General features: G+C 50.5%; 31 protein-coding genes, 2 tRNA genes and 1 rRNA gene. 9 read left to right on the top strand and 25 right to left on the bottom strand.

What is annotated here, in order from left to right; translation table 11 throughout:
* Window positions 1-5 precede the first annotated feature (5 nt).
* Window positions 6-473 carry a C40 family peptidase gene (locus CFI03_RS25265; RefSeq protein ID WP_012772118.1) on the top strand — a complete coding sequence of 156 codons (468 nt, stop codon included), beginning with the start codon at window positions 6-8 and terminating at the stop codon, window positions 471-473.
* A 114-nt stretch (window positions 474-587) separates the two neighbouring features.
* Here CFI03_RS25265 and CFI03_RS25260 read toward each other — a convergent pair whose 3' ends face one another.
* Window positions 588-1,805: an MFS transporter gene (locus CFI03_RS25260; protein ID WP_248760629.1), complete on the bottom strand. Its 1,218-nt coding sequence runs from the start codon at window positions 1,803-1,805 to the stop codon at window positions 588-590.
* 106 nt (window positions 1,806-1,911) lie between these two features.
* On the opposite strand from CFI03_RS25260, the gene CFI03_RS25255 reads away from it, so the two are divergent.
* A complete protein-coding gene (locus tag CFI03_RS25255) occupies window positions 1,912-2,430 on the top strand; it encodes a GNAT family N-acetyltransferase (RefSeq protein WP_248760628.1) in 519 nt (172 codons plus the stop codon).
* Between the two features lie 5 nt (window positions 2,431-2,435).
* Here CFI03_RS25255 and CFI03_RS25250 read toward each other — a convergent pair whose 3' ends face one another.
* Both CFI03_RS25250 and CFI03_RS25245 read right to left on the bottom strand, forming a co-directional pair.
* Window positions 2,436-3,674 carry an EAL domain-containing protein gene (locus tag CFI03_RS25250; protein WP_248760627.1) on the bottom strand — a complete coding sequence of 413 codons (1,239 nt, stop codon included), beginning with the start codon at window positions 3,672-3,674 and terminating at the stop codon, window positions 2,436-2,438.
* Window positions 3,675-3,698: 24 nt separating this feature from the next.
* Window positions 3,699-3,992, bottom strand: a complete 294-nt coding sequence (locus tag CFI03_RS25245) for a hypothetical protein (RefSeq protein ID WP_248760626.1) — start codon at window positions 3,990-3,992, stop codon at window positions 3,699-3,701.
* 169 nt (window positions 3,993-4,161) lie between these two features.
* Here CFI03_RS25245 and motA point away from each other — a divergent pair, with 169 nt between their 5' ends.
* Together motA and motB are read left to right on the top strand one after the other, a co-directional pair.
* Window positions 4,162-4,959, top strand: a complete 798-nt coding sequence (motA, locus tag CFI03_RS25240; protein ID WP_132312498.1) for a flagellar motor stator protein MotA — start codon at window positions 4,162-4,164, stop codon at window positions 4,957-4,959.
* Window positions 4,946-5,764: a flagellar motor protein MotB gene (gene motB, locus CFI03_RS25235; RefSeq protein WP_127497803.1), complete on the top strand. Its 819-nt coding sequence runs from the start codon at window positions 4,946-4,948 to the stop codon at window positions 5,762-5,764. The genes motA and motB overlap by 14 nt, the downstream gene beginning before the upstream one ends.
* 64 nt (window positions 5,765-5,828) lie before the next feature.
* Here motB and rluF read toward each other — a convergent pair whose 3' ends face one another.
* Genes rluF through CFI03_RS25220 form a run of 3 tightly spaced genes read right to left on the bottom strand, consistent with a single transcriptional unit; the run spans window position 5,829 to window position 9,175 of the window.
* Window positions 5,829-6,530, bottom strand: coding sequence for a 23S rRNA pseudouridine(2604) synthase RluF (rluF, locus tag CFI03_RS25230; protein ID WP_127497801.1), 702 nt, complete (start codon window positions 6,528-6,530; stop codon window positions 5,829-5,831).
* A gap of 6 nt (window positions 6,531-6,536) precedes the next feature.
* Entirely contained in the window at window positions 6,537-7,283 is a 747-nt protein-coding gene (locus tag CFI03_RS25225; protein ID WP_248760625.1) for an NAD-dependent epimerase/dehydratase family protein, read from the bottom strand.
* 17 nt (window positions 7,284-7,300) lie between these two features.
* Complete coding sequence (locus CFI03_RS25220; protein ID WP_201008898.1) at window positions 7,301-9,175, bottom strand: ATP-binding protein; 1,875 nt, start codon at window positions 9,173-9,175, stop codon at window positions 7,301-7,303.
* A gap of 213 nt (window positions 9,176-9,388) precedes the next feature.
* Between CFI03_RS25220 and tadA the strand changes: the two genes are divergently transcribed.
* Entirely contained in the window at window positions 9,389-9,859 is a 471-nt protein-coding gene (gene tadA, locus CFI03_RS25215; protein WP_127497795.1) for a tRNA adenosine(34) deaminase TadA, read from the top strand.
* A 2-nt stretch (window positions 9,860-9,861) separates the two neighbouring features.
* Here tadA and CFI03_RS25210 read toward each other — a convergent pair whose 3' ends face one another.
* Window positions 9,862-10,053, bottom strand: a complete 192-nt coding sequence (locus CFI03_RS25210) for an aspartyl-phosphate phosphatase Spo0E family protein (protein WP_091190862.1) — start codon at window positions 10,051-10,053, stop codon at window positions 9,862-9,864.
* A gap of 283 nt (window positions 10,054-10,336) precedes the next feature.
* Here CFI03_RS25210 and CFI03_RS25205 point away from each other — a divergent pair.
* Window positions 10,337-10,414: transfer RNA gene (locus tag CFI03_RS25205), tRNA-Arg, on the top strand.
* A gap of 117 nt (window positions 10,415-10,531) precedes the next feature.
* Here the strand turns inward: CFI03_RS25205 and CFI03_RS25200 are convergent.
* Entirely contained in the window at window positions 10,532-11,257 is a 726-nt protein-coding gene (locus tag CFI03_RS25200; protein WP_248760624.1) for an MBL fold metallo-hydrolase, read from the bottom strand.
* A gap of 89 nt (window positions 11,258-11,346) precedes the next feature.
* Between CFI03_RS25200 and CFI03_RS25195 the strand changes: the two genes are divergently transcribed.
* The 3 genes from CFI03_RS25195 (at window position 11,347) to CFI03_RS25185 (ending at window position 12,775) form a co-directional block, all read left to right on the top strand.
* Window positions 11,347-11,508 carry a hypothetical protein gene (locus CFI03_RS25195; RefSeq protein WP_349292497.1) on the top strand — a complete coding sequence of 54 codons (162 nt, stop codon included), beginning with the start codon at window positions 11,347-11,349 and terminating at the stop codon, window positions 11,506-11,508.
* Window positions 11,509-11,615: 107 nt separating this feature from the next.
* Window positions 11,616-11,882: a hypothetical protein gene (locus CFI03_RS25190; protein ID WP_248760622.1), complete on the top strand. Its 267-nt coding sequence runs from the start codon at window positions 11,616-11,618 to the stop codon at window positions 11,880-11,882.
* A gap of 374 nt (window positions 11,883-12,256) precedes the next feature.
* The gene (locus tag CFI03_RS25185) at window positions 12,257-12,775 is read left to right on the top strand and encodes a DinB family protein (RefSeq protein ID WP_248760619.1); all 519 of its coding nucleotides are present in this window, start codon (window positions 12,257-12,259) and stop codon (window positions 12,773-12,775) included.
* Here CFI03_RS25185 and CFI03_RS25180 read toward each other — a convergent pair whose 3' ends face one another.
* The 17 genes from CFI03_RS25180 to rrf form a co-directional block, all read right to left on the bottom strand.
* The gene (locus tag CFI03_RS25180) at window positions 12,776-13,438 is read right to left on the bottom strand and encodes a methionine ABC transporter permease (RefSeq protein ID WP_248760617.1); all 663 of its coding nucleotides are present in this window, start codon (window positions 13,436-13,438) and stop codon (window positions 12,776-12,778) included.
* The gene (locus tag CFI03_RS25175) at window positions 13,431-14,213 is read right to left on the bottom strand and encodes a methionine ABC transporter ATP-binding protein (protein ID WP_248760615.1); all 783 of its coding nucleotides are present in this window, start codon (window positions 14,211-14,213) and stop codon (window positions 13,431-13,433) included. Before CFI03_RS25175 ends, CFI03_RS25180 begins: the two co-directional genes overlap by 8 nt.
* A 103-nt stretch (window positions 14,214-14,316) precedes the next feature.
* Window positions 14,317-15,084 (bottom strand): glycosyltransferase family 2 protein, encoded by a 768-nt coding sequence (locus CFI03_RS25170; RefSeq protein WP_248760612.1) that lies wholly within the window; start codon window positions 15,082-15,084, stop codon window positions 14,317-14,319.
* 235 nt (window positions 15,085-15,319) lie between these two features.
* A complete protein-coding gene (locus CFI03_RS25165) occupies window positions 15,320-15,745 on the bottom strand; it encodes a NucA/NucB deoxyribonuclease domain-containing protein (protein WP_248760610.1) in 426 nt (141 codons plus the stop codon).
* A gap of 42 nt (window positions 15,746-15,787) precedes the next feature.
* The gene (locus CFI03_RS25160; RefSeq protein WP_248760609.1) at window positions 15,788-16,513 is read right to left on the bottom strand and encodes a DsbA family oxidoreductase; all 726 of its coding nucleotides are present in this window, start codon (window positions 16,511-16,513) and stop codon (window positions 15,788-15,790) included.
* Between the two features lie 23 nt (window positions 16,514-16,536).
* Window positions 16,537-17,595, bottom strand: coding sequence for a hypothetical protein (locus tag CFI03_RS25155; RefSeq protein ID WP_248760608.1), 1,059 nt, complete (start codon window positions 17,593-17,595; stop codon window positions 16,537-16,539).
* A 129-nt stretch (window positions 17,596-17,724) separates the two neighbouring features.
* Entirely contained in the window at window positions 17,725-17,877 is a 153-nt protein-coding gene (locus CFI03_RS25150) for a small acid-soluble spore protein P (RefSeq protein WP_127497774.1), read from the bottom strand.
* Between the two features lie 23 nt (window positions 17,878-17,900).
* Window positions 17,901-18,077, bottom strand: a complete 177-nt coding sequence (locus CFI03_RS25145) for a hypothetical protein (RefSeq protein ID WP_012772097.1) — start codon at window positions 18,075-18,077, stop codon at window positions 17,901-17,903.
* A 12-nt stretch (window positions 18,078-18,089) separates the two neighbouring features.
* Window positions 18,090-18,434 (bottom strand): hypothetical protein, encoded by a 345-nt coding sequence (locus CFI03_RS25140; protein ID WP_127497772.1) that lies wholly within the window; start codon window positions 18,432-18,434, stop codon window positions 18,090-18,092.
* 257 nt (window positions 18,435-18,691) lie between these two features.
* A tRNA-Ser gene (locus CFI03_RS25135) sits at window positions 18,692-18,780 on the bottom strand.
* A 79-nt stretch (window positions 18,781-18,859) separates the two neighbouring features.
* The gene (gene serS, locus CFI03_RS25130) at window positions 18,860-20,143 is read right to left on the bottom strand and encodes a serine--tRNA ligase (protein ID WP_127497770.1); all 1,284 of its coding nucleotides are present in this window, start codon (window positions 20,141-20,143) and stop codon (window positions 18,860-18,862) included.
* A 36-nt stretch (window positions 20,144-20,179) separates the two neighbouring features.
* Complete coding sequence (gene pdxT, locus CFI03_RS25125) at window positions 20,180-20,767, bottom strand: pyridoxal 5'-phosphate synthase glutaminase subunit PdxT (protein WP_201008890.1); 588 nt, start codon at window positions 20,765-20,767, stop codon at window positions 20,180-20,182.
* 38 nt (window positions 20,768-20,805) lie between these two features.
* A complete protein-coding gene (gene pdxS / locus CFI03_RS25120) occupies window positions 20,806-21,687 on the bottom strand; it encodes a pyridoxal 5'-phosphate synthase lyase subunit PdxS (RefSeq protein ID WP_127497766.1) in 882 nt (293 codons plus the stop codon).
* Window positions 21,688-21,864: 177 nt separating this feature from the next.
* The gene (locus CFI03_RS25115; RefSeq protein WP_248760607.1) at window positions 21,865-23,151 is read right to left on the bottom strand and encodes a D-alanyl-D-alanine carboxypeptidase family protein; all 1,287 of its coding nucleotides are present in this window, start codon (window positions 23,149-23,151) and stop codon (window positions 21,865-21,867) included.
* Between the two features lie 285 nt (window positions 23,152-23,436).
* Window positions 23,437-24,894, bottom strand: a complete 1,458-nt coding sequence (gene guaB, locus CFI03_RS25110; protein WP_127497762.1) for an IMP dehydrogenase — start codon at window positions 24,892-24,894, stop codon at window positions 23,437-23,439.
* 166 nt (window positions 24,895-25,060) lie between these two features.
* Complete coding sequence (locus CFI03_RS25105) at window positions 25,061-26,242, bottom strand: GNAT family N-acetyltransferase (protein WP_248760606.1); 1,182 nt, start codon at window positions 26,240-26,242, stop codon at window positions 25,061-25,063.
* Between the two features lie 126 nt (window positions 26,243-26,368).
* Window positions 26,369-26,485, bottom strand: a 5S ribosomal RNA gene (rrf, locus tag CFI03_RS25100).
* Window positions 26,486-26,663 lie beyond the last annotated feature (178 nt).

Below are 26,663 nucleotides of genomic sequence, written 5' to 3'. Positions count from 1 at the left end.
CCGCTTTGAAAAAGGTTACAGCACTACTCCTTGGACTTGCGCTAATGCTGGCTTTTCAGGCTGGAAGCGTTTTCGCAGACTCCAAAATGGACGGCATTGTCAGCAACTTGATTGGCACGCCGTACGTTGCAGGTGGAACATCCACGAAAGGATTCGATTGCTCCGGATTTACTTCTTACGTTTTCGACAAAATGGGCATCGATCTTCCTCGTACTTCCACTTCGCAATCTGAAACAGGTAAGAAGATCGCAAAAAGCGATCTAGTGGCCGGAGATCTCGTGTTCTTCAACACGAACGGTCGTGGTGTATCTCATGTCGGCATTTATGTAGGAGACGGCAAGTTTGCTCATGCATCGTCCAGCAAGGGCGTTACGATAAGCAACCTTAGTGACTCTTATTATGTCAACCGGTATGTGACTGCTCGACGTGTCATGGACCCTAGCACTTTTGATAAATATGCCGACGAACAATAGAATCAAGCAGCCGCTTCCATCGGGGCGGATTGGCAGGATTCCTACAATAAAGCCGCATGCAGCTTGTCCCACCGGACAAACCGCATGCGGCTTTATTGTTTCCCGCTACTCTATTCAGGCAGCTGCCGTCTGCTGCTTCCGGCCGAGCGCCAGCATCGCAAGCAATACGACAAACATCGCAATTAGAAAAGCTCCAAGAATCCAGACCGTGCGGTCCGCACCATAGTTGTCCATCATCCATCCCGTTAATTTCGGGAAGATCGCCCCGCCTACGCCTCCGCAAGCGACAAGCAGACTGGTTGTCCGCTCGGTCATCCCCGGAATTAATCCGTTCGCGAATACGAGAGCAATCCCGAATACGCCGGAGAAGAACAATCCGCTTAGTCCGACAAGAACCATCATGCCGCTTAACTGCCCAACGGCCCCCATCGCAAGAATAACGACGCAGGCTCCGGCAATCGCAACAAACAGATAGCGGATGTATCCGACACGATCCGCCAGCCGTCCGGCGAACAGACGCCCCAGGATCATCGTGCCCCAGAACAGGCTAAGCGAGGAAGGGGCATTCGCCTCCGACATGCCGGAGCGTTCGATCATAATGGAAGGCAGATAATTGGAGAAGCTCATTTCCACGCCAACATAGAGGACGAAAAATAACGCCGACAGCAGCAGGAACGGAATCGAAGCTCTCTTATAACCGAACCACCCTTTTGGACGCAGTTCGCCAGCTTCCCGCTCCGCCGACGCCTTCTTCCCTCTGGCATGAAAACCGATCTTATCGTCGATTGGCCCAAACGAGATCGTCATCCATAAGATAAAGGTAATGCCGGCTAGTGCCGAGAGTATCGGGAAAGATAATTGCCATACATCGTATCGGATCAATATGCTTGCCATCGTTGGCATCAGGAAAGCGCCGATTCCAAAGAACGTTTCCAGCTTCGTCATCGCATTGGCCTTGCCGCTTTCTTCCGCCAGATCAATGACCATGGCTCCAATGACGGATTCCGTCATGCCAAAGCCGAACCCGGCAAACAAGGCGATGAACAGCATCAGTCCCCAGGAGTGGGGAGTAAGGCTGTAAGCCGCTTCGCCAAGCGTCAGGAGACCAAGCGAGAGAAGCACTCCCCCTCTTTTGCCCAGCTTGGACGTAATAAACGGGGACAGCAATACGCCCACCAAAAAACCAAAAAACTGATTCATCATCCATTGCCCGCCGTCGTCATAAGACAAACCGTATTTATCGAGCATCTGCTCCATTACCGACCCGCCCACAACATGAGCTAATCCAATTACGAGATAAGACAAACAGCCAAGCGCTATTAATTTCCGCATCGTAAAAGTTCTCCTTCGTTGTCCTTCGCCAAATCCTCATGAAGTCGATTACCGAAATGTTATAATGGAAAGAAACTTATAGATTCTTATTAATGAGGGTAGATCCATGACTAATTTTACTGATGAGGTACATTATAAACCATCACTGGAGGACATGACTATCCAGCCGATGGAAATCGATCATGCTCGGCAAATCTGCGAATGGCAATACGAATCGCCTTACGATCTTTACCATTGGCCGGCATGGGATACGATGCAAAAGGACGAGATCGAATTCGGCGACCCCGTCCTGCGACGCATGCAATATGCGGCTGTCGTGAATCGCGACCGGGAACTGATCGGGTTTGCCCAATTCTTTCCCATTGTTGGCGTTACCCGCCTAGGTCTCGGCCTTCATCCCGCTTTATGCGGAAGAGGCATCGGCCCCGGCTTTCTGCGGCTGCTGATCCGCGAAGCTCTTCGCCGAGCCCCTCAGAACAGCATTGACCTAGAGGTGCTGACCTGGAACACGCGGGCCATTCGCGCTTACGAACGGGCCGGCTTTGCCATTGAAGATACGTATGTAAGGCCAACGCCGCAAGGGCCAGCCGAGTTCCATTGTATGGTGTACCAGTCTACTCTTTAATATCCCTATAGCCGGTAATAATCAGGCTCGGGATCTTTCATATCAACGAACAAAATAATGCCGGGCTTCACCAGCACCGATACCGTCCGAATCCATGCCCTTGAATCCAGATCGGTATAGGCGCGGGAAACCATGGAGCGGCGGTTCTCGTTTAATTGCACGACATTCGGAACAAAATACGGCCGCCAGCTCCAGTTGGCCCCGCAGTATTCGTCCTCCCGCCGCCAGCTTCCGTCTTCTCTTCTCGAATAGTTGGAGGAGATCTGAATGCCGTCTTCGCTGCAAAGATAGACTCGGATGCTGTTGTTCTCCAACTCCTGCAGCAGCCGGACGATCCATTCATTATCTTCGTCCTCCAGCTCCTCCAGATGACCAATCCGGTCGATCTTGCCGGACAGCCTGTCCGACAAATAGCTCCAGTAGTTCTCCGAATAGAGCTGCAGCTGCCGGTGCGCCTCCAGTTCTTCTTCCAGCAGGGCCGAAAAACGGGACGGCTCGTCGAACTCCGGCTCGGCCTTCGCGAACAGAAAGCCCTGTACGTACCGGACTCCCGCTTGGATCGCTCTCGCCAAATCCTGCTTGGTCTCCACGCCTTCGGCAAGCAGCGAAGCCCCAAGCTGGTCAGCCAGCGCGGAGAGGGAACGAAGCGTACCCAGATAGCCGTCGTGACTCGCACTCCGTTTCAGCATATGAATGTCGATTTTCAGAATGTTCGGCTGAATCAGGGCAATCCGGTCCATCCCGCTAAAGCCGCTGCCAACATCGTCAATCGCAATCAGACAGCCCTTGGAGCGGTATAAATCGATAATTTCTCGTAGCTCCTCGATCTCGCCGTTAAAGCTTTCTTCCGTAATCTCTATCACGACTCTGCGGGGATCAATCCGATATTTATCCAGCAGAGATAAGGTGTAAATCTCCCCAGACTGCACGCCCCGGTGCATCCAGTTCGGCTTCAAATTAATAAACAGCATCGGAGGCTGCGGAATTTCGCCTATTTTCCGAAAAGCCTGTTCACGCAAAATCCGGTCAACCGCGATATGATCTTCGACAGGTACGGAGGCGTCGCAGAAAAACGGCCCCAGACTGCGGACGGCATCGTCCTTGCAGGCTCTCCCCAGCACCTCGTAACCAACCACTTTTCTCGTATCAAGAGCAATGATCGGCTGATAGAAAGCAGACAGCTGCTCGCCATCCAGCTGCAGCGTCTGCGGTAACGTCGTATTTGATAAGCAATCGTTCGTCACGCTCACGCTCTCCCTTTGTTGCCTTTATGTCAACCGAATCATCCGGGTCACGTTGTCTCCATGCGACACTTCAATGACATGATGCTTCGGATGGTACGTAATCGATCCTTTGCCTACCTCGATTACCGGCTGCTCGCCAAGCCCGAAGAACACATCGTCGGCAAGCGCCTCCATAACTTCATGCCGGTCGTCCGCCCCAAGCGCCGCCCACTCTTCCTCTTCCATCTCGAAAAACGTGTAGCTTCCTTCTACTTCGCTAACCGCTTCCGTCAGTTCTTTCAATATATCTGCATACTCTCTTGCATGTCTAACTCCCACTATAGGTCAACCACCTTTACCATAATTATCTTCTATACTCATTTTACCGCATTTTCACGAAAATTAACGCTCTCTCTCTTAAATCATTTCTGAAAGTCTAATTTCCGTACGATAACTTGTCGATATAAGTACTAGAGATTTGTCGAAAACGTACTGGACGGGGTGCATGATGAAAAATTCTACAATTATCGGTATTATATTAGGACTCGTAGCGGTACTGGTCGGTATGACGCTGAAGGGTGCCGCTCTTAGCAATCTGTTAAATCCCGCCGCTTATATGATTATCGTCCTCGGGACCATCGCTTCGGTTATGATCGCCTTCCCGATGTCGGAGCTTTCCAAGGTCGGCAAGCTGTTCAAGATCGCCTTCAAGGAACAACCGCTGATGCCCCGCGAGCAGCTGATCGAGAGCTTTATGGAATGGGCTTCGATTACCCGCCGCGAAGGTCTTCTTGCCCTGGAAGCCAAGGTCGAGGATATTGAAGATACTTTCCTCCGCAACGGCATGCGCATGATTATTGACGGGAATGACCAGGATTTCGTCCGTGATGTCCTGCTCGAGGATATTTCCGCAACGGAAGACCGCCATAAAGCCGGTGCCTTGATCTTCACGCAGGCCGGTACTTACGCTCCAACGCTTGGCGTACTCGGTGCCGTAGTTGGTCTGATCGGCGCGCTTGGCCACATGGACGATATGGAAACTCTTGCCCACTCCATTGCCGGCGCCTTTATCGCAACCCTGCTCGGTATCTTTACCGGTTACGTCCTGTGGCATCCGCTTGCGAATAAACTGAAGCGTTTGTCCAAGAAAGAAGTGCAGCTTCGCCTGATGATGGTAGAAGGCCTGCTGTCGATTCAATCCGGCGTATCCACGATCGCGATTAACCAGAAGCTGTCTGTATTCCTCACCCCAACGGAACGGGCGGCTATGAGGGAGAAGGAGGCTGGCGCCGGTGAAAAAGCGTAAGCACGACGATCACGATGAACATATCGACGAATCATGGCTTATCCCTTATGCCGATCTGCTGACGCTGCTTCTCGCGCTGTTTATCGTATTGTATGCGGCGAGTTCCACGGATGCGAGAAAGTTCGAACGGATGAGCGAGGCGTTCAGCGCTGCATTCAATTCCGGGGCCGGTATCATGGACAATCCGTCGGTTATCAAGTCGGGCGAGCAGCCGCAGCAGCAAATCGATGACGGGAAGAAGACCAGCAAGGACCAGCATGAGGATACGGAGTCCAATCTTCAAGAGCTGATCAAAAAGGAACAGGAAGATTTGGAAAAGCTGAAGAAGCAGTTGGACCAATATATAAAGAAAAATGGCTTGTCCTCTGAGCTGGAAACGAAGCTTAATCAGTCTCAGCTGATGATTACGATCAGCGACAATGCGTTATTTGCTTCCGGCAGCGATGCTCTCAAGACGGAATCGAAGGAGCTGGCAGCCAATATTTCCAAGATGCTGGAGCCTTATACCGGCTATGAGATTGTCGTATCCGGACATACCGACGATCAGCCGATCCGGACGCAGAACTTCAAATCCAACTGGGATCTGAGCTCTTCCAGGGCGATCCGGTTTATGGACGTGCTTCTGGAGAATAACAAGCTGAAGCCGGAACGCTTCAGCGCCATCGGTTACGGCGAATACCGTCCGGTAGCTTCCAATGATACAACGGCCGGACGGGCGAAGAACCGCCGGGTTGAAGTATCGATCATTCGTAAATATGTCGATTCGAGCAAGGTGCAGCAAATTCCTGCAACGCCTAAGCAGTGAGAAACGTCTTTAAAGAAAACTCCCCCGATTCCTAGAATCAGGGGAGTTTCTGTTTTAACCTGCCTTACGACGGGCGGTAATTCAAGGAACCGAACAGCTCCGCTTTTTCCGCTTCCGTCAAGTCCCGCCATTTGCCCGTTGGCAATTGTCCGAGATGAATATTCATAATGCGGATGCGCTGCAGCTTCCGCACATGGTAACCAAATGCCTCGCACATCCGGCGAATCTGCCGGTTCTTCCCTTCGGTCAGAACAATCCGGAAGACACGATCCCCTACTCTGGTCACCTGGCAGGGCAGCGTCATGCTGCCCAGGATGCGAACTCCGCTCGACATTCCTTTGACAAACTCCGCCGTAACCGGACGGTCAACCGTAACGATATACTCCTTCTCGTGCTTGCCTTCCGAGCGGAGAATCGGATTAACCACGTCGCCGTCATTCGTGAGCAGAATCAGCCCCTCGGAATCCTTGTCCAGCCGGCCGATCGGAAAGATCCGCTCTTGATGGCCGACAAAATCGACGATATTGCCGCGGATATGCAGCTCGGTCGTGCTCGTAATGCCCACCGGCTTGTTCAGAGCGATATAAACATGATGCTTCTGCTCGCCAATCCGTTTCCCGTCTATTCGTACATCATCGCCAAGCTCCGCTTGGCTTCCGAGCTCAGCCTTGGCTCCGTTAATCGTGACGCGTCCGCTGTCGACCAGCTTATCCGCCTCACGACGGGAGCAATATCCTGTCTCGCTTATAAACTTATTAATACGCACAAAAGTTCACCCCGTAATCTGTGCTGCCATTTCCGCTATGCGATCGGAGGAATACGTATGAATAGATGGCTGTCCTTCCGCCTGCCTATCCCATGCTTGCTCCGTCATGGCTTGCTTCGCTGCTATCCGCATCGCTTTGGCGACAGCCTCGCCCGCGATCGGACGGTATGGCCGAAGCGAGCCTACCATACCCCATTGTACTGCCTTCGACACGGCCGCGCCAATCGTTTCTCCAAGTCGGAACGACTGACGCGGGCCAAGCAGCAGCGACGGCCTGAAGATCCGGACCGATTCCAGCGGAATCAGGGCTAGCTGCTCTTCAAGCTCGCCTTTTACCCGATTATAGAAAAAGGCAGAGGAAGACGACGCTCCCATTGCCGTTATGACCAGAAAATGCCGCGCTCCCGTATGCTGTCCCCACTCTGCCAAGGCAAGCGGGTAGTCATAATCCACCTTGCGGAACTCTTCCTGGGATCCCGCCGTCTTTATCGTAGTCCCCAGCGTACAGTACACAAGATCAACCGTCACGTCATCCAGCGCTTCCCACATCCGGTCGAAATCCGCGATAATGACGTGCAGCTTGGACCTCGCTTCCGGCTCCATCTCTATGCGGCCGATCGGCCGCCTGGCTAATACCGTAATGGAATGACAGGCCGGATCGTTCAGAAGCTGCTCCAGCAGCGCCGATCCGACAAGTCCCGTAGCTCCCGCAATCAAGCAGCTGTAAGTACTGGTACCTGCAATGTTGTCCATTGACGGATTACTCCTCCTCAGCCGACATTTGCGCTATGTTTATCCAATCCTTCAACTAGTATACCGTTCGCGTTCCCTTCTTTCAAAGCAGGGAGCGTAATGATAATCGTTGTTCCGACGTTCACCTGGCTCTTGATCTCCATCAGCCCCTGATGACTGTGGATAATCCGCTGGCTGATCATCATGCCAAGCCCCGTGCCGCTTTCCTTGCCGGTGAAGAACGGGTTGCCGATCTTCGGGATCATGTCATCCGGTATTCCGATTCCTTCATCCGTAATGGAAATCGTAATCTGGTCGTTTTTTGAAGCGATATGGGTATGTATTCTTCCTCCGGACGGCATGGCCTCGATTCCGTTCTTGAGCAGATTAATGAAAACCTGCTTCAGTTGATTCTCTTCACAGGACACAAGGCATGGCGCTTCGGTAAAAGATGTCGTAAAGGTCACGTTATGCAAATGCCCTTCGCTGTCGATCAGCGACAAAACGCTTCGGAAAACGTCCCTGACGTCTCTTGTCGCGAATCTGGTTGCCTGCGGCTTTGCCAGAATCAGAAATTCTCCGACAATCAGGTTGATCCGGTCAAGCTCCGACAGCATCAGTCCGGTATGCTCCAGATTCATCTTGCCCGTATGCTGCTGAAGCTGCAGGAAGCCGCGCAGGGTAGTCAACGGATTGCGGATCTCGTGCGCCACTCCGGCTGCCAGCTGCCCGACCGTCGTAAGCTTCTCAGAACGGCGCAGCAGCTCTTCCATCCGGTTACGGCTTCTCATATCGCGGGTAATGCTTGCGAAAGCCTGAATGACGCCCTCCGTGTCCCTTATAGGGGATATGGTAACGCTGACGGGAATGATCTCGCCGCTTTTGGTCATCCGGATCGTCTCCTGGGCAGGCAGCACCTTGCCCTCCTGCAGAGAATTGATAATCAGGCGCATTTCTCCCCTATGCGTGTCCGGTACCAGCTCGATCTCCGCGCCAAACACCTCCTCGGAGGTGTAACCGAACAACTGCTCGAAGGCTTTGTTCACTTGAATGAATTTCCCCTGTAAATCCACGACATGAATCGCATCGCTTGTATGGTCGATAAAAGACTGCAAATATTCCTTCATCTGCCGGTTATCCTCAAAGGCCTGGCGGAGCTTCTCCATATAAATGCTTAGGTTCTGGGACATCGCGTTTATCTTCAGCGCCAGCAGGCCGAACTCATCCTTGCCTCTGACTTTTATAGCCGTCTGGAAGCGCCCGAGCGATACTTCGTTTACCTTCCACAAAATCGCGTTTAGCGGCCTCAGCATAAATCCGGCAAGCAAATAACTGCTAATAAGCACGAACAGCAGGATAACGCCGGCATAGGTCATCGCATCCATCCGTTTCATGCTCATAATCTGGTTATATTCCTCGCAGTCGTACACCATGCCAATCACGTAAGGCGCAAGGCTCGCGTCGCTGTAATAGCTCTTGATATACTCCTTGCCGTTCCAATTCACCTCGCGGACCTGGAAGCCCTTCTCGGCAACCTGCGCGGCGTAAGCCATATCTTTGGCTTCGTCCTTGAAGGTGTAAGTGCCGAACAACACCTTATCCTCGGACATTATTCCGGTAGAATCCGGACGGAACACGGTTACTTCCTCCAGATCGGGGTAAAGCTTTTTTAATAAGTCCTGCATTTCATTGGGTTCGAACTCCGGATCGTCTCTTAAAGCGGCTACGTCCGAGGTCCAGCCCGGATGCTGGTCAAATGAGTCCGAGAGCTTGGCCGAAGCCTGCTCCATCACTTCCTCCATATCCTGATTCATATTGCGAAGCGCGGCATATTGGTCCAAAATAACGATAAGGATAAACATCGCCAGAACAATCATAAATATGTAGATGGAGAACTTGGCTTTAAAAGACACTGGCTATGCACATCCTTTAAATTGGGCATTAGTTATCCACAAGTTATTGACATTATCAACAACTAATCCACATGCCCATAGAATAGTTTGTGTGTAGTTTTGTGGACACCATGATAGTTATCCACAATTTTATCCACTACATGTTAACAACAGAATATCTGTTCGATGAATAAATGCGAATTTGTTCGATTTTATCGTAAGTTGGAGGGTAATATGATTCGAGAACAAGAAGATCAGGCCTGGATGCAGCTCGCCATAGAAGAAGCCAAAAAAGCCGAACAAATAGGCGAAGTACCGATCGGTGCCATCCTAGTGAAAAATGGGGAAGTTGTCGGAAGGGGTTATAACTTGCGGGAGACTAACCATGATCCGACTGCGCATGCCGAAATGGTCGCTATTCGAGAAGCTTGTGAGCGGCTTGGTGCTTGGCGGCTCTTGGACTGTACGCTGTACGTCACACTTGAGCCTTGTCCGATGTGCGCAGGCGCCATAGTCCAGTCCAGGGTGAAACGGGTTGTATACGGAACGGGCGATCCTAAAGCAGGCTGTGCGGGCACGTTAATGAACTTGCTCCAGGAACCCCGTTTCAATCATGAAACAGAATTAACAAGCGGCATTCTTCAGCAAGAATGCGCCGAGCTGTTGACGAATTTCTTCAGAAACCTGAGAAACAAGCGGAAGTAACGCTACTCGCTTCTGCGCGCGGAAGAACAAGCCACTTCGTTACGCTGGATATATTGCAGGGCAACAATCAATTGATCAGCTTCTTCGCTGATCGCAAGGACATCGGGGTCGGTCAGGCTACCGCGTGCCTCCGCTACTTCATGAAGCTTCAGCCGCAGCGATTGCAATTGTATAAGCAGATCTGTTTTGTCCATAATCGCTTTGGGGCACGCTCCTTATATTCATTGATGTAGGTATAAAATTATTATACGCTTTCTTCATTTTACTGTTTGTAAAAACCTGTCGACAAGAAAACACAATTTTCAGGCACGATTCGACACGAATTGGACCAACAGTACTAAATTACCATCTTTTGTGGGAGTCGTCTAGATGTTTCATACTCGTTCATATATTTGTTGATAAGAAATGTTACATATTAGAGATAAAACAGGGACGTTGCAAGTTCCAAGCCACCCGTGCTAAAATAAACCATACTGCGCGCCCGTAGCTCAGCAGGATAGAGCGACAGTTTCCTAAACTGTGCGTCGCGGGTTCGAATCCCGCCGTGGCGCGCCATATTAATCGCATTTCCGAACCGCACCTTGTGCGGTTTTTTTGTTGCACGCAAACATATATAAAAAAAAGCGCGCAAATTACCCTAAGGAATTTGCGCGTTTATCATTGAGCTACCTTTTATATGCCTTCCGTTATCGCAGCGATACGGCTTTGCACATCGCCTTTAAACACTCCGCCATGATAACAGATTACGGTTTCAATATCGAAATCCTTAAGCTTCTTCAGCGACTGAAGCGCCGTTGCCATGTCGGGCGTTACAGCCTCCCTAGGGCCTTTAAGCTCTCCATTATCCACTACCATCGCATCGCCCGCAATTAACGTCTTGCTTGGCTGATGGTAGAGACTCACATGGCCCGGCGTATGGCCAGGGGTATGAATAACCGTAATCCCGCCTGCGAACGGCAGATTTTCTCCGTCTGCCAATGTCCGATTTACGTTTGCGCCTGTAGGGTGAATGAAAGTCGCCTCGAACTGGCTGCGGGCTGCCTCCGGCAGCGCCCCGAGCAAAGTAGCTATTCTTTCGGGCGATGCCTTAAGCATTGGCTTCTTGCCATCGATAACGGCACGGTCATCCTCATGCGCGTAGACGACAAGCTCCGGATTGTCCGCTTTGAAGCCCGGAAGCCCTCCAATGTGATCGAGATCCTGATGGGTCAGAAGAATCGTATTCAATTTCCGTTCACCAATGTCCGCCTGCTTGGCAAGCTCTATAATTGTTGAGTCCGAACCCGGCATGCCCGTGTCGACCAGCACCCATTCATCCTTGTCGAACAAGACCGTCGGACAGATTGTCATCGGCCCCAAATCAAGCTCCAACATCTCAATACCATCTGCAATCCGCATAGCGCTGCCTCCGTTTCAATTAAACCTGTAACATACGAGTAGAGTATAGATCTCTCCATAGCCGCGCGTCAAATCGTCCGCATTCTCCGTTGTCAAAGCTGGATTTCGCAGTAAAAACCGCCGGGCATGTCGGCTGGGCTAGACTGCAGGCCGGATTCTCCTCCGAATTAATCGGCAAGCAGGTTATTTGTCTCGGGATTCCCGATGAATACGGCTTTATGGACTGGACGAGGAGCTTATCGATCTGTTGAAAAGCACGGTATCGGATTATATCGAAGTTCCGGATTAACCCTTCCTCTTCTCCATGGTATACTGATTGTAAATTTCATCCAAATCCATTCTGCCATGGAGGTTCATCATGATTGTCGTATTGATTATATTCGGATTATTAATTATCTTCTTTGCTTACTGGATTCTGCATGAAGTTATCCAAAGCGCCATCGACAATTCAACAATGGCAAGAAACATTCAGGAAATCCGGGATCATCTGGTCGGCAAAAGCCCCGAACCTCCACAAACAGCAAACGATGAAGACCACGAGAATTGCCCGGGCTGCGGACACCTCGTCCATCAGTCAGATAAGGTATGCGCCAATTGCGGATTGGCATTAAGGGATTCGGATTAGCGATTTACAATTTCTTTACGAATCGTGCATAACAAATGAGAAGCCGGACCATAATACTTGTGACGGTGTAAGTGAGGTGTGGTTCCATTGGACTTTATAGTGCAAGAACTGCTGAGGGATCTTAACTAGCCACTTATAACGATGGAAGCGAGGGGTTGTGCCGCAGAGTACATCCAACCGCGAGCTTAACACGTTCCGCCCTAACGGTTCGTGAGTAAGACGCGCCCGAGTGATCAATACGTGAAGTGTGATATGTAAAGTCTCATTCAAACAACACACCGTCGGAAGAGGGGCCTGTAAAAGGGCTCCTCTTTTCTATTGAAAACAACCACCGCAGGAGGTATACTCCAATTAATTCTAAGGAGGTGCCATTCATGCTCGAACGTCCGCAAGAAGGCGAATATCAAGGATTTGTAACCGGATATATCAACCTTGTCCCGGAAGGAGATTTGATTGCATTATTAGCTGAGCAGCAAGCGGAAACGAACCGTATTTACTCCGGATTATCGAACGAGAAAGCGGAGTATCGTTATGCGGAGGGCAAGTGGTCGCTGAAAGAGGTTTTGGGTCATGTCACGGACACCGAACGTATTATGAGCTACCGTCTGCTTCGCATCGCAAGAGGCGACTCCACCCCGCTTCCCGGCTTTGACCAGGACGCTTATATGGAGGGCAATCCGTTCGACGGTCTCTCTGTTTCCGACTTGCTCGAGAACTATAATGCCGTTCGCCAAGCGACGATCGTTCTGCTGAAGCAGTTGCCTAAAGAAGCATTCACCCGGCTTGGCATTTCGAATCAGTTACCGCTTAGCGCCCGCGCGCTAGCTTGCATTATCTACGGGCATGAACGGAATCATCTCACGATTATCCAAGAGCGTTACTTGAACAGTTAATTATTTGCGTTTATCCAGCCGGGAGGCAGCGAAGCTGCCTGTCCATTGGACAAGCTGAACGAGAACTACCAGAATCACGATGCACGCCGCCATTACTTCGGTATCAAACCGCTGATAGCCGTAACGGATGGCTAAATCGCCGATCCCTCCGCCCCCGACGGTACCTGCCGCCGCGGAATACGAAATAAAGCTAATAATCGTTACCGTAAGGCCGGATACCAGTCCCGGGCGGGCTTCGGACAACAGTACCCCCCATATGATATGCTTCATCGGCGCTCCCGAGGCTACCGCAGCCTCTATAACCCCATTAGGCACATCCCGCAGGCTTTGCTCCACCAGCCGCGCATAGAACGGAATAGCCGCCACTGACAACGATACGGAAGCTGCAAGGGGGCCAATCGCGGTTCCTACAATCATTCGGGAGAATGGAATTAAAGCTACGAGCAGGATAAGGAACGGAAAAGAACGAACCAGATTCACCGCGTAGCTAACAACGCCGTATAACGGACGGTTAGCCCTTAGATGGCCAGGTGCCGTGAGGAATAGGAGTATGCCGATTGGCAAGCCGATAATGACAGCTGCCGAGACCGAGATGGAGACCATCGTGAAAGTCTGCTCGATCGCTTTTATCATCTCTGATTTTAATGCCAGAACACTATCCACGGTAATCCTCCCCTCTGTACCACATGGAAGAGGAAGAACCATCGGCGGTGTCGAACAAAAACTGCCCTAGCGGCGTTACCGGCTTAACACCGGGAAGATTCCTATCGAGCTGCTCGGTGATCTGCCCGTTCTCCATAACGGCAATCTTATTGCATAACCGCTTAGCCACCTGAATCTCATGCGTCACCAGCATGATCGTCACCTGGAACTCGCGGTTGATTTTCTCCAGAAATTCCAGAATCGACAGGGTCGTAACCGGATCAAGCGCCGAAGTCGGCTCATCGCACAGCAGCACCTTAGGATCGTTCGCAAGAGCCCTGGCGATTGCCACCCGCTGCTTCTGTCCGCCGCTCAGCTGCGCCGGATACTGCTTCGCTTTATCCGCCAGCCCTACGATCTCAAGGCACTCTTCCACTCTTCTCTTCCGCTCTCTGGAAGGCAGTCCTGCCGCTCTCAGTACGAATTCCACATTGGCCGCGCAAGTCTCGTTGCTTAGCAAGTTATAATGCTGAAAAATCATTCCGATCGATCGTCTCGCTTCCCGCAATTCTCCTGCGCTCAGCCCCGTAAGCTCTTGTCCATCTATATAAACCTCTCCGGTAGTTGGCGTTTCGAGCAGATTGGCCATACGAAGCAAGGTCGATTTGCCCGCTCCGCTGAAACCGATTATCCCTTGAATCTGCCCTTTTTCTATATGTAAAGAGGTAGGCTTGACCGCTTCCACCCACTGCCTGCCGGCTTTGTATCGTTTGCTGACTTCTTTAAACGTGATCATCGTTTCTCCTACTTATCTCGTGAACTTGCCCTTATGGTAGCAAACATCCATAGACAAGGGCAAGCTAAGCCTCTCATCCGAGAAGCTTAGCTGTCCATCGCCCTTATTGAGCGTTGGAATTCGGCCTATGCAGCCCCATTTCATGCAGCTGCTGCAGGCTGCGGTTTACGCGCTTTCGGTAGCTGTTGGTTCTGATTATGACCGCTCCCTTAGAACCAAGCAAATTATTATCCGTAATTCTCCACGTGTGAGAGCTGCGGTCCGCTCTTCGCAAGGCCGCAAAGTTATAAGGCGACGTCGTGTAAACACGGAACTTACTGTTCAACGCTCCCTTAATAAACCGCGCGTCCGAGCCTTGGCGGACTTTGGTGTTAAAGGACACCTTCTCAAGCACCCCCTTATGGAACATAATGGTCGCCCCGGCAACCTTGCTTACCGGGGAGTACCAGGATGCCCCCCTTCTTCGCAGCATTAAGGTTGAACGATGCGGGAAAAAATAATAGATGTCCAGCTTTCCGACAATATCCGCTTTACTTGTCTGGAACATCACCATAGCCTCAGAGATATAATTGGGTCCATAATAATCATCGTCGTCGAATTTGGCGATATAGTCGTACTTCGCCAGCGAAGCCGCGTAATTGAGACAGGCACCAAGATTTGAGCTCTCCGGCATCCGGTATACCCGCACATTCGGGAAAGATTTAGCCTTATTCTGATATTGCTGGAGCCCAGCCCTATCTTTATTGACAATAATGATAAGCTCTTTGTTCTCCCAATCCTGCCGGGCATAGTTCCGGAATAATTGATTGATAAGCTGGGGGCGCATGGTAGATGTAATGATCGTGACGCCTCTTGCGTCTGCAGCGCTCATTGCTTTCGCAACCTCCTATATTAATGTTGTGAAAATGGTCATGACATGGCATTCGGGCTCATGTCGTGCCATCTCTAACAGCTTTTCAATTTTAAGTGAAATATGATCGCGTTATTGCGCCGATACCGTTATTATATGCGTACCTATCCCATTATCGTCGGACAACAGCCTGATTATCATTCCGATGAAATAGGCCTTTGCAGACGCGGTCGGACGCGCTTGCAAAGGCCTATGCTTACTTCACTATAAATTCCACCCGGGTCCCGTCCGGGAACGTATCCAGCTGGTTGCTTACCCAAGCACCCGCTCCGCGATTGTCGGAGGGAGCGATATAAGCGATATCCGCTCCGTCTCCGCCTTCCTTGCACATGGCCATCGGCCATTCATCGCGATCATAGCCCTTTTTGGTCGGGATATCCTTCAGCGATTCCTTGCGGTTCTCCTCGGCATTCTCCCGGTCAATCGTACAGATCTTGGACTCCCCTGAAGCCATGGCTTCACGGATATGCTTTGCCGTCTCCGGATATCGGTCAGCCGGGAACTCCAAGGTATAGCTGCTTAATGAAGCAGGCTCCGTTCCTGGATGTTCCTGCCAATCGTCTAGACGAGGTACGACATAGATCATAATAGCCACAAATAAAATGGCGAGTAGTTTCTTCAAAGCGAAGTGACCTCCTGCTGCAATTAGACAAGCCTGATTCCGTTACTTATCGGATTTAGGAGCGCAAACTCCATCAACGCAGGCATCGTCTGCTCCGTCTGTCCCGCTGTCTCCGCCAATAACGGTAAGCGGCTTGTTTTCCTCCCAAGCCTTCGATACCGCCTGCAGGAATACCTCGCTAGGCTGAGCGCCGGAAACCGCGTATTTGCGGTCAATGACGAAGAACGGTACGCCGCGCACGCCAAGCTGTCCTGCTTCCTGCTCGTTTGCGCGAACCTCCTGCTTGTAAGTGCCTTCCTCAAGAGCCTTTAGCGCTTCCTCGCGGTCAAGCCCGATTTCGGCGGCTAGATCAGCCAATATTTCTTTGCGTCCCAGATGCTTGGAATCGGTGAAATAAGCTTTGAACAGACGCTCAGCCATCTCTTCACGCTTGCCGTACTTGGCTGCAAAATGAGTTAGCTGATGCGCGTCGAACGTATTGGTCAGAATTATCGTATCGAAATGATAATCCAGGCCAAGCGCTTTTGCCTGCTGCGTCAATTGAACGTTATTGGAAATCGCCTGCTGGCGGGACATGCCGTATTTGTTCGACAAATAATCGTATACATCATGACCGATCTCGATAGGAGCATTTGGATCAAGCTCAAAGCTTCTGAACTCCACCTCAACCTGATCACCATGCTCGAATTCGCCAAGCGCCTGCTCCAAGCGGCGTTTGCCGATATAACAAAACGGGCAAGCAAAATCGGACCATACTTCTATTTTCATAACGAACACCATCCTTTGTTTAATTACAGTCCCAGCGGAAGCTGCATTTGCTTCATCAAATCCTCGAATTTCACGGCGTCCGTCGGCACCTCGTAGAGGAACTTCGGACTTCCGTTCAAGTCGCCGTATGTCATGTCGTAATGGACATTTACCTTGGTTGTACCACCGGTATCCTTATCCGTCAGTTCAACGTTAACCTTCCCCGCCTGATACGACAGCATCTTATCCTTATTGATGGCTCCAGTAAAAGTCAGCTCATTGACCTTCACATTCTGGTTCAGATAATCGATCTTGGCTGCCTTATCTGCTTCCCAGTCCGTTTTCATTTTCTCTACATCTTCCTTGGACTTCTGAATGGCCTGCAAATAAGAGTCGTTCGAAGCGATTACCGTCAGAAGCTCCGGAACCATCTCATTGACAATGGTCTGGACAGATTGCTTGTAATTGCTCTCATCCATCTTGAACTGGATCACTTGATCAGCCTTTACATCATCGGGTATGCCGGCATCCTTGACCTTCACGCTCTTGAAATAGGTTTTCTCGTCAAAATGCTTAAGTACGACCGCGCCAAGCTCTTGCACCAATTGCTGCTGGACTGCGGCATCCAGCGTTGTTGCGGCCGCGCCTTGCTGCTCCGCCAGCGCCTTCAAATCCAGCTCAACGAATTTACCGGCAGCCGATTCCGGAAGCTGAAGCATCGGCAAAGCCGGCAGCTTCATATACAACTTGTCAGCCGTCATAATCATCGGAATGGTAATCGTTGTTCCCGATAACAGGAGATTAAGCTCCATATCCGTACGCTTCGGTTCCTTCGCATAGACCATCTTAATATCCAGCTTAGCGCCCTTCATCATACCGGCAATAACCGTCGTCATATCGATTCCGTTTTGCGCCTCGCTTGCAGGTAATTCGATATTATCTATGCCAAGAGACATTTCAGCGGAGTAGCTGTCTAGTTTTTCCATATTTTGCATGGCATCCTGAAGAGCCTGCTTAGGCGGTGCATCGCCGGAGCTGCAGCCTGCTATTACGAGTAGAACAGCAATAAGTGCAACATAAGCCAACCGCTGTACCGTTTTCAAATCCGTTCGTCCCCCTTTTTAAACAATACCTTCATTCTATAACAACACCGGGACATTTAGAAGATAAATGCAGCAAAATCCCGTTCCAGCGGACTGGAACGGGATTTCGTCTAATCGGATTTATAAAGTTCATGAACCCTCGGGGTTATTATGCCGAACATGGTTTCTTTGCTTCACCTTTTTGGAGCCGGACAATGGCTCCTGCTGACGGCCATGGCTTTGACGCTGTCTGCCGCCATTTTCTTGTGCTTCAGGGACGGGATAAGAATCGGGTTTGCTCATGGTTTAACGCCTCCTATAGAAGGTTAACTGCGCTGATGATGCAAATCTGTCGGCTGGTCATGATTAAGCGCATCTTGATGGCGCCGGTCATTCGCATCCTGATTGAGCTGCTGAGCCTGATGGCTGTTCACCGGCGTTTGAGCCAGATCGTCAATTACGTTCGACAGGTTTTTGTCGAGCGAGCCTTTTGCCTTCGTCATGGACGGTCCCTCCTACGCGTGTGTCAGCTGATGAAGGGCTTGCGCGCATTCATGCAGGTGACGGGTGTAATCCTGAATTAATTGCTGCATCGGATCGGTACGTTCATCAATGGAGACTTTATTTTTATCCACATCAATCACTTCGACCTTCACTTCACGGCTATCCACATAACATACCTTGAAGTCAAAGGAGTACGCTTGGTGTCCTGCGGTATGAATGGTAACGCGGAGTGCGTTAGGATCCGACTCATCGGCGAAAACCTCGCAATTATCCGCATCCTTGATCCATTCCGGCAAGGTACGCTGCCATGCGGCTACAAGCTGATTCTGATCAATTTGAAGCTTATCATTAGCCATTTGTAAAAGCACCTCCACAACCTATAAGATGCGGCAATGCGATTCGAATTATTCGGCTGCGGCCATTCACGTTATCCACAGACTTATCCACATATTCTCCCCTTTATTCACAACGCTGTGTATAAGGTGCAGCAAGGGTTTATTCACAGGCAGGCCATTGGCGCAGAACAGGTTATCCCCAATTCACTTAATCAAAAACAACAAAAAACGCCCGAGACCATCGTCTCGGACGTGTTATGTATACTGTAGATCAAAACTGGCGGAGAGGGTGGGACTCGAACCCACGTGGGCTTGCACCCTAACGGTTTTCAAGACCGCCCCGTTATGACCGCTTCGGTACCTCTCCATATAAAGAACTGACAAAAGTTATTGTACCACAGGCCAAAAACCAGAATCAACTGCATTTTTGGCCCATGGCAAATTATTTAAGCACGCGGGCTGATTTTTTCCAGACCACCCATATAGGGGCGTAGTACTTCCGGTACTACAATCGTTCCGTCTGCTTGCTGGTAATTCTCCAGAATAGCGGCAAACGTACGGCCTACCGCCAGACCCGAGCCGTTCAGCGTATGCACGAACTCCGGCTTGCTCTTCGCATCGCGGCGGAAGCGAATGCCTGCGCGACGTGCCTGGAAGTCCTCTACATTGGAGCAGGACGAAATCTCACGGTAAGTGCCTGCGCTAGGGAGCCATACTTCAAGATCGTAAGTCTTAGCCGCCGTAAAGCCCATATCGCCCGTGCAAAGCGTCAGAACACGGTATGGGAGACCAAGCAGCTGCAGCACTTTCTCTGCATTCGCCGTCATTTTCTCCAGCTCATCATAAGACTCTTCCGGCTTCGCCAGCTTAATCAGCTCGACTTTGTTGAACTGATGCTGACGGATCAGACCACGCGTATCGCGGCCGGCCGCACCTGCCTCCGAACGGAAACACGAGCTGTAGGCGACAAAATGCTTCGGCAGCTCTTCAACCGACAAAATTTCTTCCCGGTGAAGGTTCGTTACCGGAACTTCAGCCGTTGGAATAAGGAAATAGTCCGAATCGCTGATCTTAAACAGATCCTCTTCGAACTTCGGCAGCTGGCCTGTACCGATCAAGCTGTCGCGATTAACAAGGTAAGGCGGCAGCACTTCTTCGTAGCCGTGCTGGTCGCTGTGCAGATCCATCATAAAGCTAATCAATGCACGCTCCAGACGAGCGCCAAGACCGCGGTAGAAGGTAAAGCGCGAGCCTGTTACTTTGCCTGCGCGCTCGAAGTCGAGGATACCCAGATCCTGCGCAAGGTCCCAGTGAGCCTTCGGTTCGAAATCAAACGTCGTTTGCTCGCCGATACGACGAATCTCGACATTGTCTTCTTCCGAAGAACCCACCGGCACACTCTCATGAGGCAGGTTCGGGATAGCCAGCATCAACTCTTCCACTTGAGCCTCAACCGTGCGAATCTCCTCGTCCAGTTCTTTAATCCGGTCACCCACTTCGCGCATTTCGATAATGAGCGCTTCAGCGTCGCCGCCGGATTTCTTCAGCTTCGCCACTTCCTGCGATACCGTATTGCGGCGAGTCTTCAAATTATCTGTTTCAACGAGCAGAGCGCGGCGCTTAACGTCCAGCTCCGGAAAACCGGAAATAAGGTCGAGCGAAGCGCTACGGTTCTTCAGCGCCTTCTCCACCTGCTCATATTCGTTACGTAGCCATTTCACGTCCAACACGACAGTTGACCCCTCTCTAATGCTATACGAAGTATTTTACTTCGTCGTTGTTTTAGCCGCTTCTTTCACCATGTCGACAAAATAAGCATGCAGACGGTAATCGTCCGTGAGCTCCGGATGGAAGGAGCAAGCGAGCAGATGCCCTTGTCTTGCGGCTACAATCTCATCGTTGTATACGGACAATACTTCAACGCTGCTGCCAACTTCTTTAATGAGAGGAGCACGGATGAACACCGCACGGATCGGTTCATCGATTCCTTTGATCGGAAGATCCGTCTCGAAGCTTTCACGCTGGCGGCCAAAGGCGTTACGGGCTACAACCATATCCATCAGCTGCAGATGCGCATCCTCTTGACCTTCGATTTCGCTTGCCAAAATAATAAGACCGGCACAGGTTCCGAATAACGGCTTGCCTTGCTTCGAGAACTCCTTAAGAGCCTCGAGGAAGTCGTACTTGCGGATCAGCTTGCCGATTGTTGTGCTTTCGCCGCCTGGAATAACGATACCGTCGAGCTCAGCAAGCTCTTCAATTCGTTTAACGGCGACCGCTTCCGCGCCCGCCGCCTCCAAACTGCGTATATGCTCTGCTACCGCGCCTTGAAGCGCCAGTACACCAATTTTCATAAGCCTACACGCCTTTCTATAGATACCGCTTCCGCTTCTTACAGACCGCGGTCTTGCATACGCTCAGCTGCTTGCAGCTTCGAAATTTCAATGCCTTTCATCGGAGTGCCCAGGTTTTTGGATACTTCCGCGATCAATTTGTAGTCTTTGTAATGCGTTGTAGCTTCAACGATTGCACGAGCGAATTTCTCCGGGCTGTCCGATTTGAAAATACCGGAGCCTACGAATACACCGTCAGCGCCCAGTTCCATCATGAGTGCTGCGTCGGATGGAGTTGCAACGCCGCCTGCCGCAAAGTTAACGACCGGCAGTTTGCCGCTCTCATGAACTTGCAAAAGCAGATCGTAAGGAACGCCCAGAACTTTTGCTTCGTTGTACAGCTCGTCCTTGGACAGGTTTTGTACTTTGCGGATTTGACCGTTGATCAAGCGAAGGTGACGAACAGCTTCAACGATGTTGCCTGTTCCCGGCTCGCCTTTTGTACGAAGCATAGCTGCGCCTTCTTGGATACGGCGAAGAGCCTCACCCAGATCCTTAGCGCCGCATACGAAAGGTACAGTGAATTCGTTCTTGCTGATATGGAATACTTCGTCCGCAGGAGTCAGTACTTCGGATTCGTCGATGTAGTCAACGCCCATCGATTCGAGAACGCGTGCTTCCACGATATGACCGATACGGGCTTTCGCCATAACCGGAATCGATACCACTTTCATAACTTCTTCTACGATTGTCGGGTCAGCCATACGGGCTACGCCGCCTGCTGCACGAATGTCAGAAGGTACGCGTTCCAATGCCATAACGGCAGTTGCGCCTGCTGCTTCCGCAATTTTCGCTTGCTCGGCGTTCATAACGTCCATGATGACGCCGCCTTTTTGCATTTCTGCCATACCGCGTTTTACGCGCGAAGTACCTGTTTCCATGCTTAGAAATCCTCCTTAAAATGGAGCGCAGCCCCCGCGAAGGGGGCTAAGCGCTTAATCGCTTATTTAGGTTGAAGCTCGCCGCTTACTCTAACCATTTATTTTACAGGATGGGCCATTAATCGACAACCCTTGATTTGCCTTACCTGTCATGCTTAGAGTATGTCCGGCGCTAGATTAGAACAAATCGACGATACCGTTAAACAGACCGGAGAAGAAGCCTCCGATTCCGCGGAACATCAAGGCGAACCAGCTTGCCTTTTTCACATCTTTGCTGGCAATCAGGTTGACCGTTTTCTCCAATGCTTTGCCTTGCTCATCGGTATATTTGTACGTTGCCGTACCTACGACTTGACCGGCTTTAATCGGAGCAACAAGCTCCTCCGGTTTTTTAAGCTCATAGCCGGTAAGCTCGACCTTCGGCTCCGTACCTTTTTTCACAATAAGCGAAATATCGGATTCTGTAATGATCGGAACCGATTTTTTCACACCTTTTTTAATTTTAACCGATTCTGCTTTTTCTACCACGGATTTTGCCGGAATAACCGTTTTCTTCTCGAGGGAGTTAAAAGCGTAGTTGTACAGCTTCGCTGTTTCGTTAAAACGCGCTTCCTTCGACTTCGTGTTCATAACAACGCTGATATAACGCTGGTCGCCGCGTTTTACTGTACCCGTAAACGTATAACCCGCAGCGGAGATATAGCCTGTTTTCATACCGTCCACACCGTCATAAGCAAAAGCCTTTAGATAAGTGTTGCTCTTATTGGAAGCAAGCATCCAGTTAATATTCACGATTGGTTTGTCATCGCGAGGACGGAATTTGTATTCGGTCGTCGACGCGTACTCCAGGAAATCCGGATCATTCTTAATAATGATTTGAGCCAGTTTCGCCTGGTCTCTTGCAGAAATCACAGTCGTATCAGCCAAACCGGTTGCGCTTGTATAATGAGCGGAAGAAAGTCCGAGTTTTTGAGCCGTTTCATTCATTTTTTCCACAAAACCTTGCTCGCTGCCGCCGATCGCGGAAGCCAAAGCGATTGTCGCGTCATTCGCGGAGCCTACGGCCATGGCCATATAAAGATCCTTCACTTTATATTGCTCGCCTTGAGCCAGATAAACCTGTGACCCGTCTTTCGGCGTGTTTGCTGCTTCATCGCTAACCGTGATCATTTCATCCCAATTAAGCGCTTTGCTCTTGATTTGCTCAAGAACGATGTATTCGGTCATCATCTTGGTCATACTTGCAGGAGGACGGGGCTCGTCCGCATTTACTTCATATACAACCTGGCCTGTGTCGGCGTCGATCAAGATGGCTGAACTTAACTCAAGGCCAAGGGAGTTTTCCACCCATTCGCCGCCCGCCGTACCTGCCGCATTCACGGAGGACGTCCCTAATGATAATGCTACTAAACCTGCAACGAATGCTACTACTAGTGACCGTAATCTTACCGGCAATACTTTCAACGTTTTCTCCCCTTTTCATCCCTAAGTCGTTTGAATTTCATTGTAACACATGGGATAGGTAGAGTTAAACCAATGTGGGGCGATTCTACTTTCTGGCATAAATAGAGCGGTTTTCTCAGTCTGCTAGCGGTGGGAACGCATTTCCGAATGGCAGTTATGTATTTTTCAGGAGGCAGATTAAAAAAATCTTATCTATTAGCGTAAGCCGCCATATCAAAAAAGCAGACAAGAGACCTAGACGAATAGTCGCTAAGTCCTTGTCTGCTTTTTCCCGTGGTCGGGTTATTACAGCGAGTAGTTTGGAGCTTCTTTTGTAATTTGAACGTCATGCGGATGGCTCTCGCGAAGACCCGAGCCTGTAATCCGGATGAATTGCGTATCGTTGCGCAGTTCATCAAGGTTTTTAGTGCCGCAATAGCCCATACCGGAACGAAGTCCGCCAAGCAGCTGATGAACGGTATCGGCAAGAGGACCTTTGAACGGAACGCGTCCTTCAATACCTTCCGGAACAAGCTTGCTCTCGTTCTCTTGGAAGTAACGGTCTTTACTGCCTTCCTTCATAGCGCCAAGCGAGCCCATGCCGCGGTATACTTTAAAGCTGCGGCCTTGGAAAATTTCCGTTTCGCCAGGGCTTTCAGCCGTACCCGCGAACAAGCTGCCGATCATAATCGCGCTTGCGCCTGCGGCGATTGCTTTTGTAATATCGCCGGAATACTTGATGCCGCCGTCCGCAATGACTGGAACATTGTATTCGCGAGCTACGGTTGCGCAATCGTAGATAGCGGTAATTTGTGGTACGCCGATACCCGCGATAACGCGCGTCGTACAGATCGAACCAGGACCGATACCCACTTTAACGACCGATGCGCCTGCTTCAATCAGGTCGCGTGTGGCTTCACCCGTTGCTACGTTACCCGCGATGATCGTAAGATCCGGATACTTAGCACGCAGTTTGCGAACCGCTTCGATAATATTAATATGATGACCATGCGCCGAGTCAACGACCAATACGTCGATACCTGCTTGTACAAGCGCATCCGCGCGGTCAGCCGTGTCTTTGCCGATACCAACCGCAGCGCCGCAGAGCAGACGACCATGCTTGTCTTTCGCCGCATTAGGGAATTGAATGGCTTTTTCAATATCTTTAATGGTAATGAGCCCTTTAAGGATATTGTTCTCATCCACGAGAGGAAGCTTCTCGATCTTATGCTTTTGAAGAAGGCCTTCCGCCTCTTGCAAAGTCGTTCCGACAGGTGCCGTTACAAGATCCGTACGAGTCATCACTTCGTTGATTTTAATCGAATAATCATGAACAAAACGCAAGTCGCGGTTTGTCAAAATACCAACCAGCTTCTGTTCGTTGTCTACGATCGGAACACCGGAAATACGGTATTTGCCCATCAGTTCTTCAGCGTCGTAAACGTGATGATCCGGTGTCAACGAGAATGGATTCGTAATAACGCCGCTCTCCGAACGTTTAACTCGATCAACTTCTTCTGCCTGCTGAGCAACCGACATATTTTTATGAATAATGCCGACTCCGCCCTCACGAGCTATAGCAATCGCCAAAGCCGACTCCGTAACAGTGTCCATCCCTGCGCTGATCAACGGAATGTTCAGCTTGATGCCTTCGCTAAGTTTTGTAGATACGTCCGATTCACGAGGCAACACAACAGATTTCCGCGGTACGAGCAGTACATCATCGAATGTCAGGCCTTCTTTGGCGAATTTCGTTTCCCACACGAGTAAGTTCCTCCCTTAATTTAGATACCTCTCACGCATATTATTGCAATATTATCAGAGGGGGTAGGGGCTGTCAAGGATGTTAGGTTTATGAGTGGAACGGTTCCCTTATGCAGGAAAGTAAGCCTTTTTACACCCAGTTATAGGCAATCTCGTTGATAGCGCTTTAGAAAAAGTCGGGCAGGAACGTTGTACGTACCGGAATTCTTCTCTCCAGCTGCTCCACCTGCCGGCTGTCGCCTTGAATGAGACCGTAACGAAGCAGCTCGGTCGGACGTTTATAGCCGGTCAGAACAGCTGCCAAGGATCCGATTCCCGTCCGAATGGACTCCTTGTTAGTTTCTCCCGATATGCGTTCTGCATTCGCAGTGCCGTCAGCGGCAATACGAACCGCAAACCGTCCATTGTTCCAAGCCGCATGCTCATCCTGAATGTCGAGAAGGAGGGTCTCTTCTTTGCCGGCCTCAAACGGATATTCGTTAAGGAATGCTTCCGCATCCACAATCCGGGCCATAAAATACGGTTCAATCTCCTGCTTGATCCGAGGGTTATTAAGCAGATAAGCAAGACCGTCGTCTGTCGCTACTTTAATTTCCAGCCGGTCAATCATAGAATCGTGCTGACCAAGGAACGACCATAGAGCACGGCGAGCCTCTTCCGTTAAATCAATCAACTCATGAACGAACAGCTCTCTGTTCTTCACCTCGTAGATGACATAACCTTGCGCTTCTCCGGCACTGTCAAAAAAGACGCAGGTCTGTCCCTTCTTGCGTGAGGCAATCCTGTAATTCCACCAGGCTACCGAACGGTCCAACGCGCCATTCACTTGCTTGGCATAGGTGTTATAGATCGGATTCAACAGCTCGTAGCTCTGCTCCACCCGTTTGATCGTTCCGTTGTATGGCGCTCTTGCGGGCAGCTGGTTTACATCGATCCGGTAAGTTTTAAGATCCGTATATACCTCCCAGCCGAATTTGCGGTAAAAGCAAATCGAGAACGGATGTAGAAAAGATAAAGTTTGCCCCTTCTCTTTCATCTTCTCAAGAGAGTGATGAAGCAATTCGGCAACCAATCCCTGACGTCTAAACTCAGGCCAAGTCGATACGCCTGCAATACCGCCCATGGCAAATCGCTTATCGCCAATATAGGTAAATAAATCTAGGATGGCCAGTTGAGCTGCAAGCTTGCCATCTATGTAGATCCCCCAGCGATCCGTTTCCTCCCGTTCAAAACGCTCCCGTGATTCTGCCAGCTTAACAGCCGGAATTTCATATTGAAATGCAAACTGACTTAACTCAATCATATCGTCGAATTGATCCATCGTAAGCAATCGTGTTTCCTTGGTCATAACCAGACTCCTCTCAAATTGGCCTGTAAACATTCACATTATGGCACAGTGGAAGGAGACAGGGCAATGTTAGAAAACGATAAACACAAAAAAACCTGCCGCGTAAATGCGACAGGCTCTTTCATTGCTTGGCGACGTCCTACTCTCCCAGGACCCTGCGGTCCAAGTACCATCGGCGCTGGAGGGCTTAACGGTCGTGTTCGGTATGGGAACGCGTGGTTCCCCTCCGCCATCGCCACCAAACGTAAGCTCTTGGCTTATTCAAGGGTTTGCACCTTGAAAACTGGATGCGAAAGTTTGAATTCCTTAAGTTTTCCGGTTTCACACCGGGGCCCCCGCAAAGTACTCGGATTTAACTCCGAAGCGTTTGCTTCACTTTGTGGGGTATCTTTTAGGATAAGCCCTCGACCGATTAGTATTC

The sequence above is a fragment of the Paenibacillus sp. ATY16 genome (genome assembly GCF_003399985.2).
In the GTDB taxonomy this organism is placed as follows: Bacteria; Bacillota; Bacilli; order Paenibacillales; family Paenibacillaceae; genus Pristimantibacillus; species Pristimantibacillus glycanilyticus.
The sequence above is the reverse complement of the archived record's forward strand: the minus strand, read 5'-3'. Positions and strand labels throughout refer to the sequence as shown.

Bases quoted from the DNA above. Each gene is read 5' to 3' on its own strand.
- CFI03_RS25260 (WP_248760629.1), bottom strand. From the start codon at position 1,805: ATGCGGAAATTAATAGCGCTTGGCTGTTTGTCTTATCTCGTAATTGGA.
- CFI03_RS25255 (WP_248760628.1), top strand. From the start codon at position 1,912: ATGACTAATTTTACTGATGAGGTACATTATAAACCATCACTGGAGGAC.
- motA (WP_132312498.1), top strand. From the start codon at position 4,162: ATGAAAAATTCTACAATTATCGGTATTATATTAGGACTCGTAGCGGTA.
- CFI03_RS25225 (WP_248760625.1), bottom strand. From the start codon at position 7,283: ATGGACAACATTGCAGGTACCAGTACTTACAGCTGCTTGATTGCGGGA.
- tadA (WP_127497795.1), top strand. From the start codon at position 9,389: ATGATTCGAGAACAAGAAGATCAGGCCTGGATGCAGCTCGCCATAGAA.
- CFI03_RS25210 (WP_091190862.1), bottom strand. From the start codon at position 10,053: ATGGACAAAACAGATCTGCTTATACAATTGCAATCGCTGCGGCTGAAG.
- CFI03_RS25200 (WP_248760624.1), bottom strand. From the start codon at position 11,257: ATGCGGATTGCAGATGGTATTGAGATGTTGGAGCTTGATTTGGGGCCG.
- CFI03_RS25190 (WP_248760622.1), top strand. From the start codon at position 11,616: ATGATTGTCGTATTGATTATATTCGGATTATTAATTATCTTCTTTGCT.
- CFI03_RS25185 (WP_248760619.1), top strand. From the start codon at position 12,257: ATGCTCGAACGTCCGCAAGAAGGCGAATATCAAGGATTTGTAACCGGA.
- CFI03_RS25175 (WP_248760615.1), bottom strand. From the start codon at position 14,213: ATGATCACGTTTAAAGAAGTCAGCAAACGATACAAAGCCGGCAGGCAG.
- CFI03_RS25170 (WP_248760612.1), bottom strand. From the start codon at position 15,084: ATGAGCGCTGCAGACGCAAGAGGCGTCACGATCATTACATCTACCATG.
- CFI03_RS25160 (WP_248760609.1), bottom strand. From the start codon at position 16,513: ATGAAAATAGAAGTATGGTCCGATTTTGCTTGCCCGTTTTGTTATATC.
- CFI03_RS25150 (WP_127497774.1), bottom strand. From the start codon at position 17,877: ATGAGCAAACCCGATTCTTATCCCGTCCCTGAAGCACAAGAAAATGGC.
- CFI03_RS25145 (WP_012772097.1), bottom strand. From the start codon at position 18,077: ATGACGAAGGCAAAAGGCTCGCTCGACAAAAACCTGTCGAACGTAATT.
- CFI03_RS25140 (WP_127497772.1), bottom strand. From the start codon at position 18,434: ATGGCTAATGATAAGCTTCAAATTGATCAGAATCAGCTTGTAGCCGCA.
- pdxT (WP_201008890.1), bottom strand. From the start codon at position 20,767: ATGAAAATTGGTGTACTGGCGCTTCAAGGCGCGGTAGCAGAGCATATA.
- pdxS (WP_127497766.1), bottom strand. From the start codon at position 21,687: ATGGAAACAGGTACTTCGCGCGTAAAACGCGGTATGGCAGAAATGCAA.
- CFI03_RS25105 (WP_248760606.1), bottom strand. From the start codon at position 26,242: ATGACCAAGGAAACACGATTGCTTACGATGGATCAATTCGACGATATG.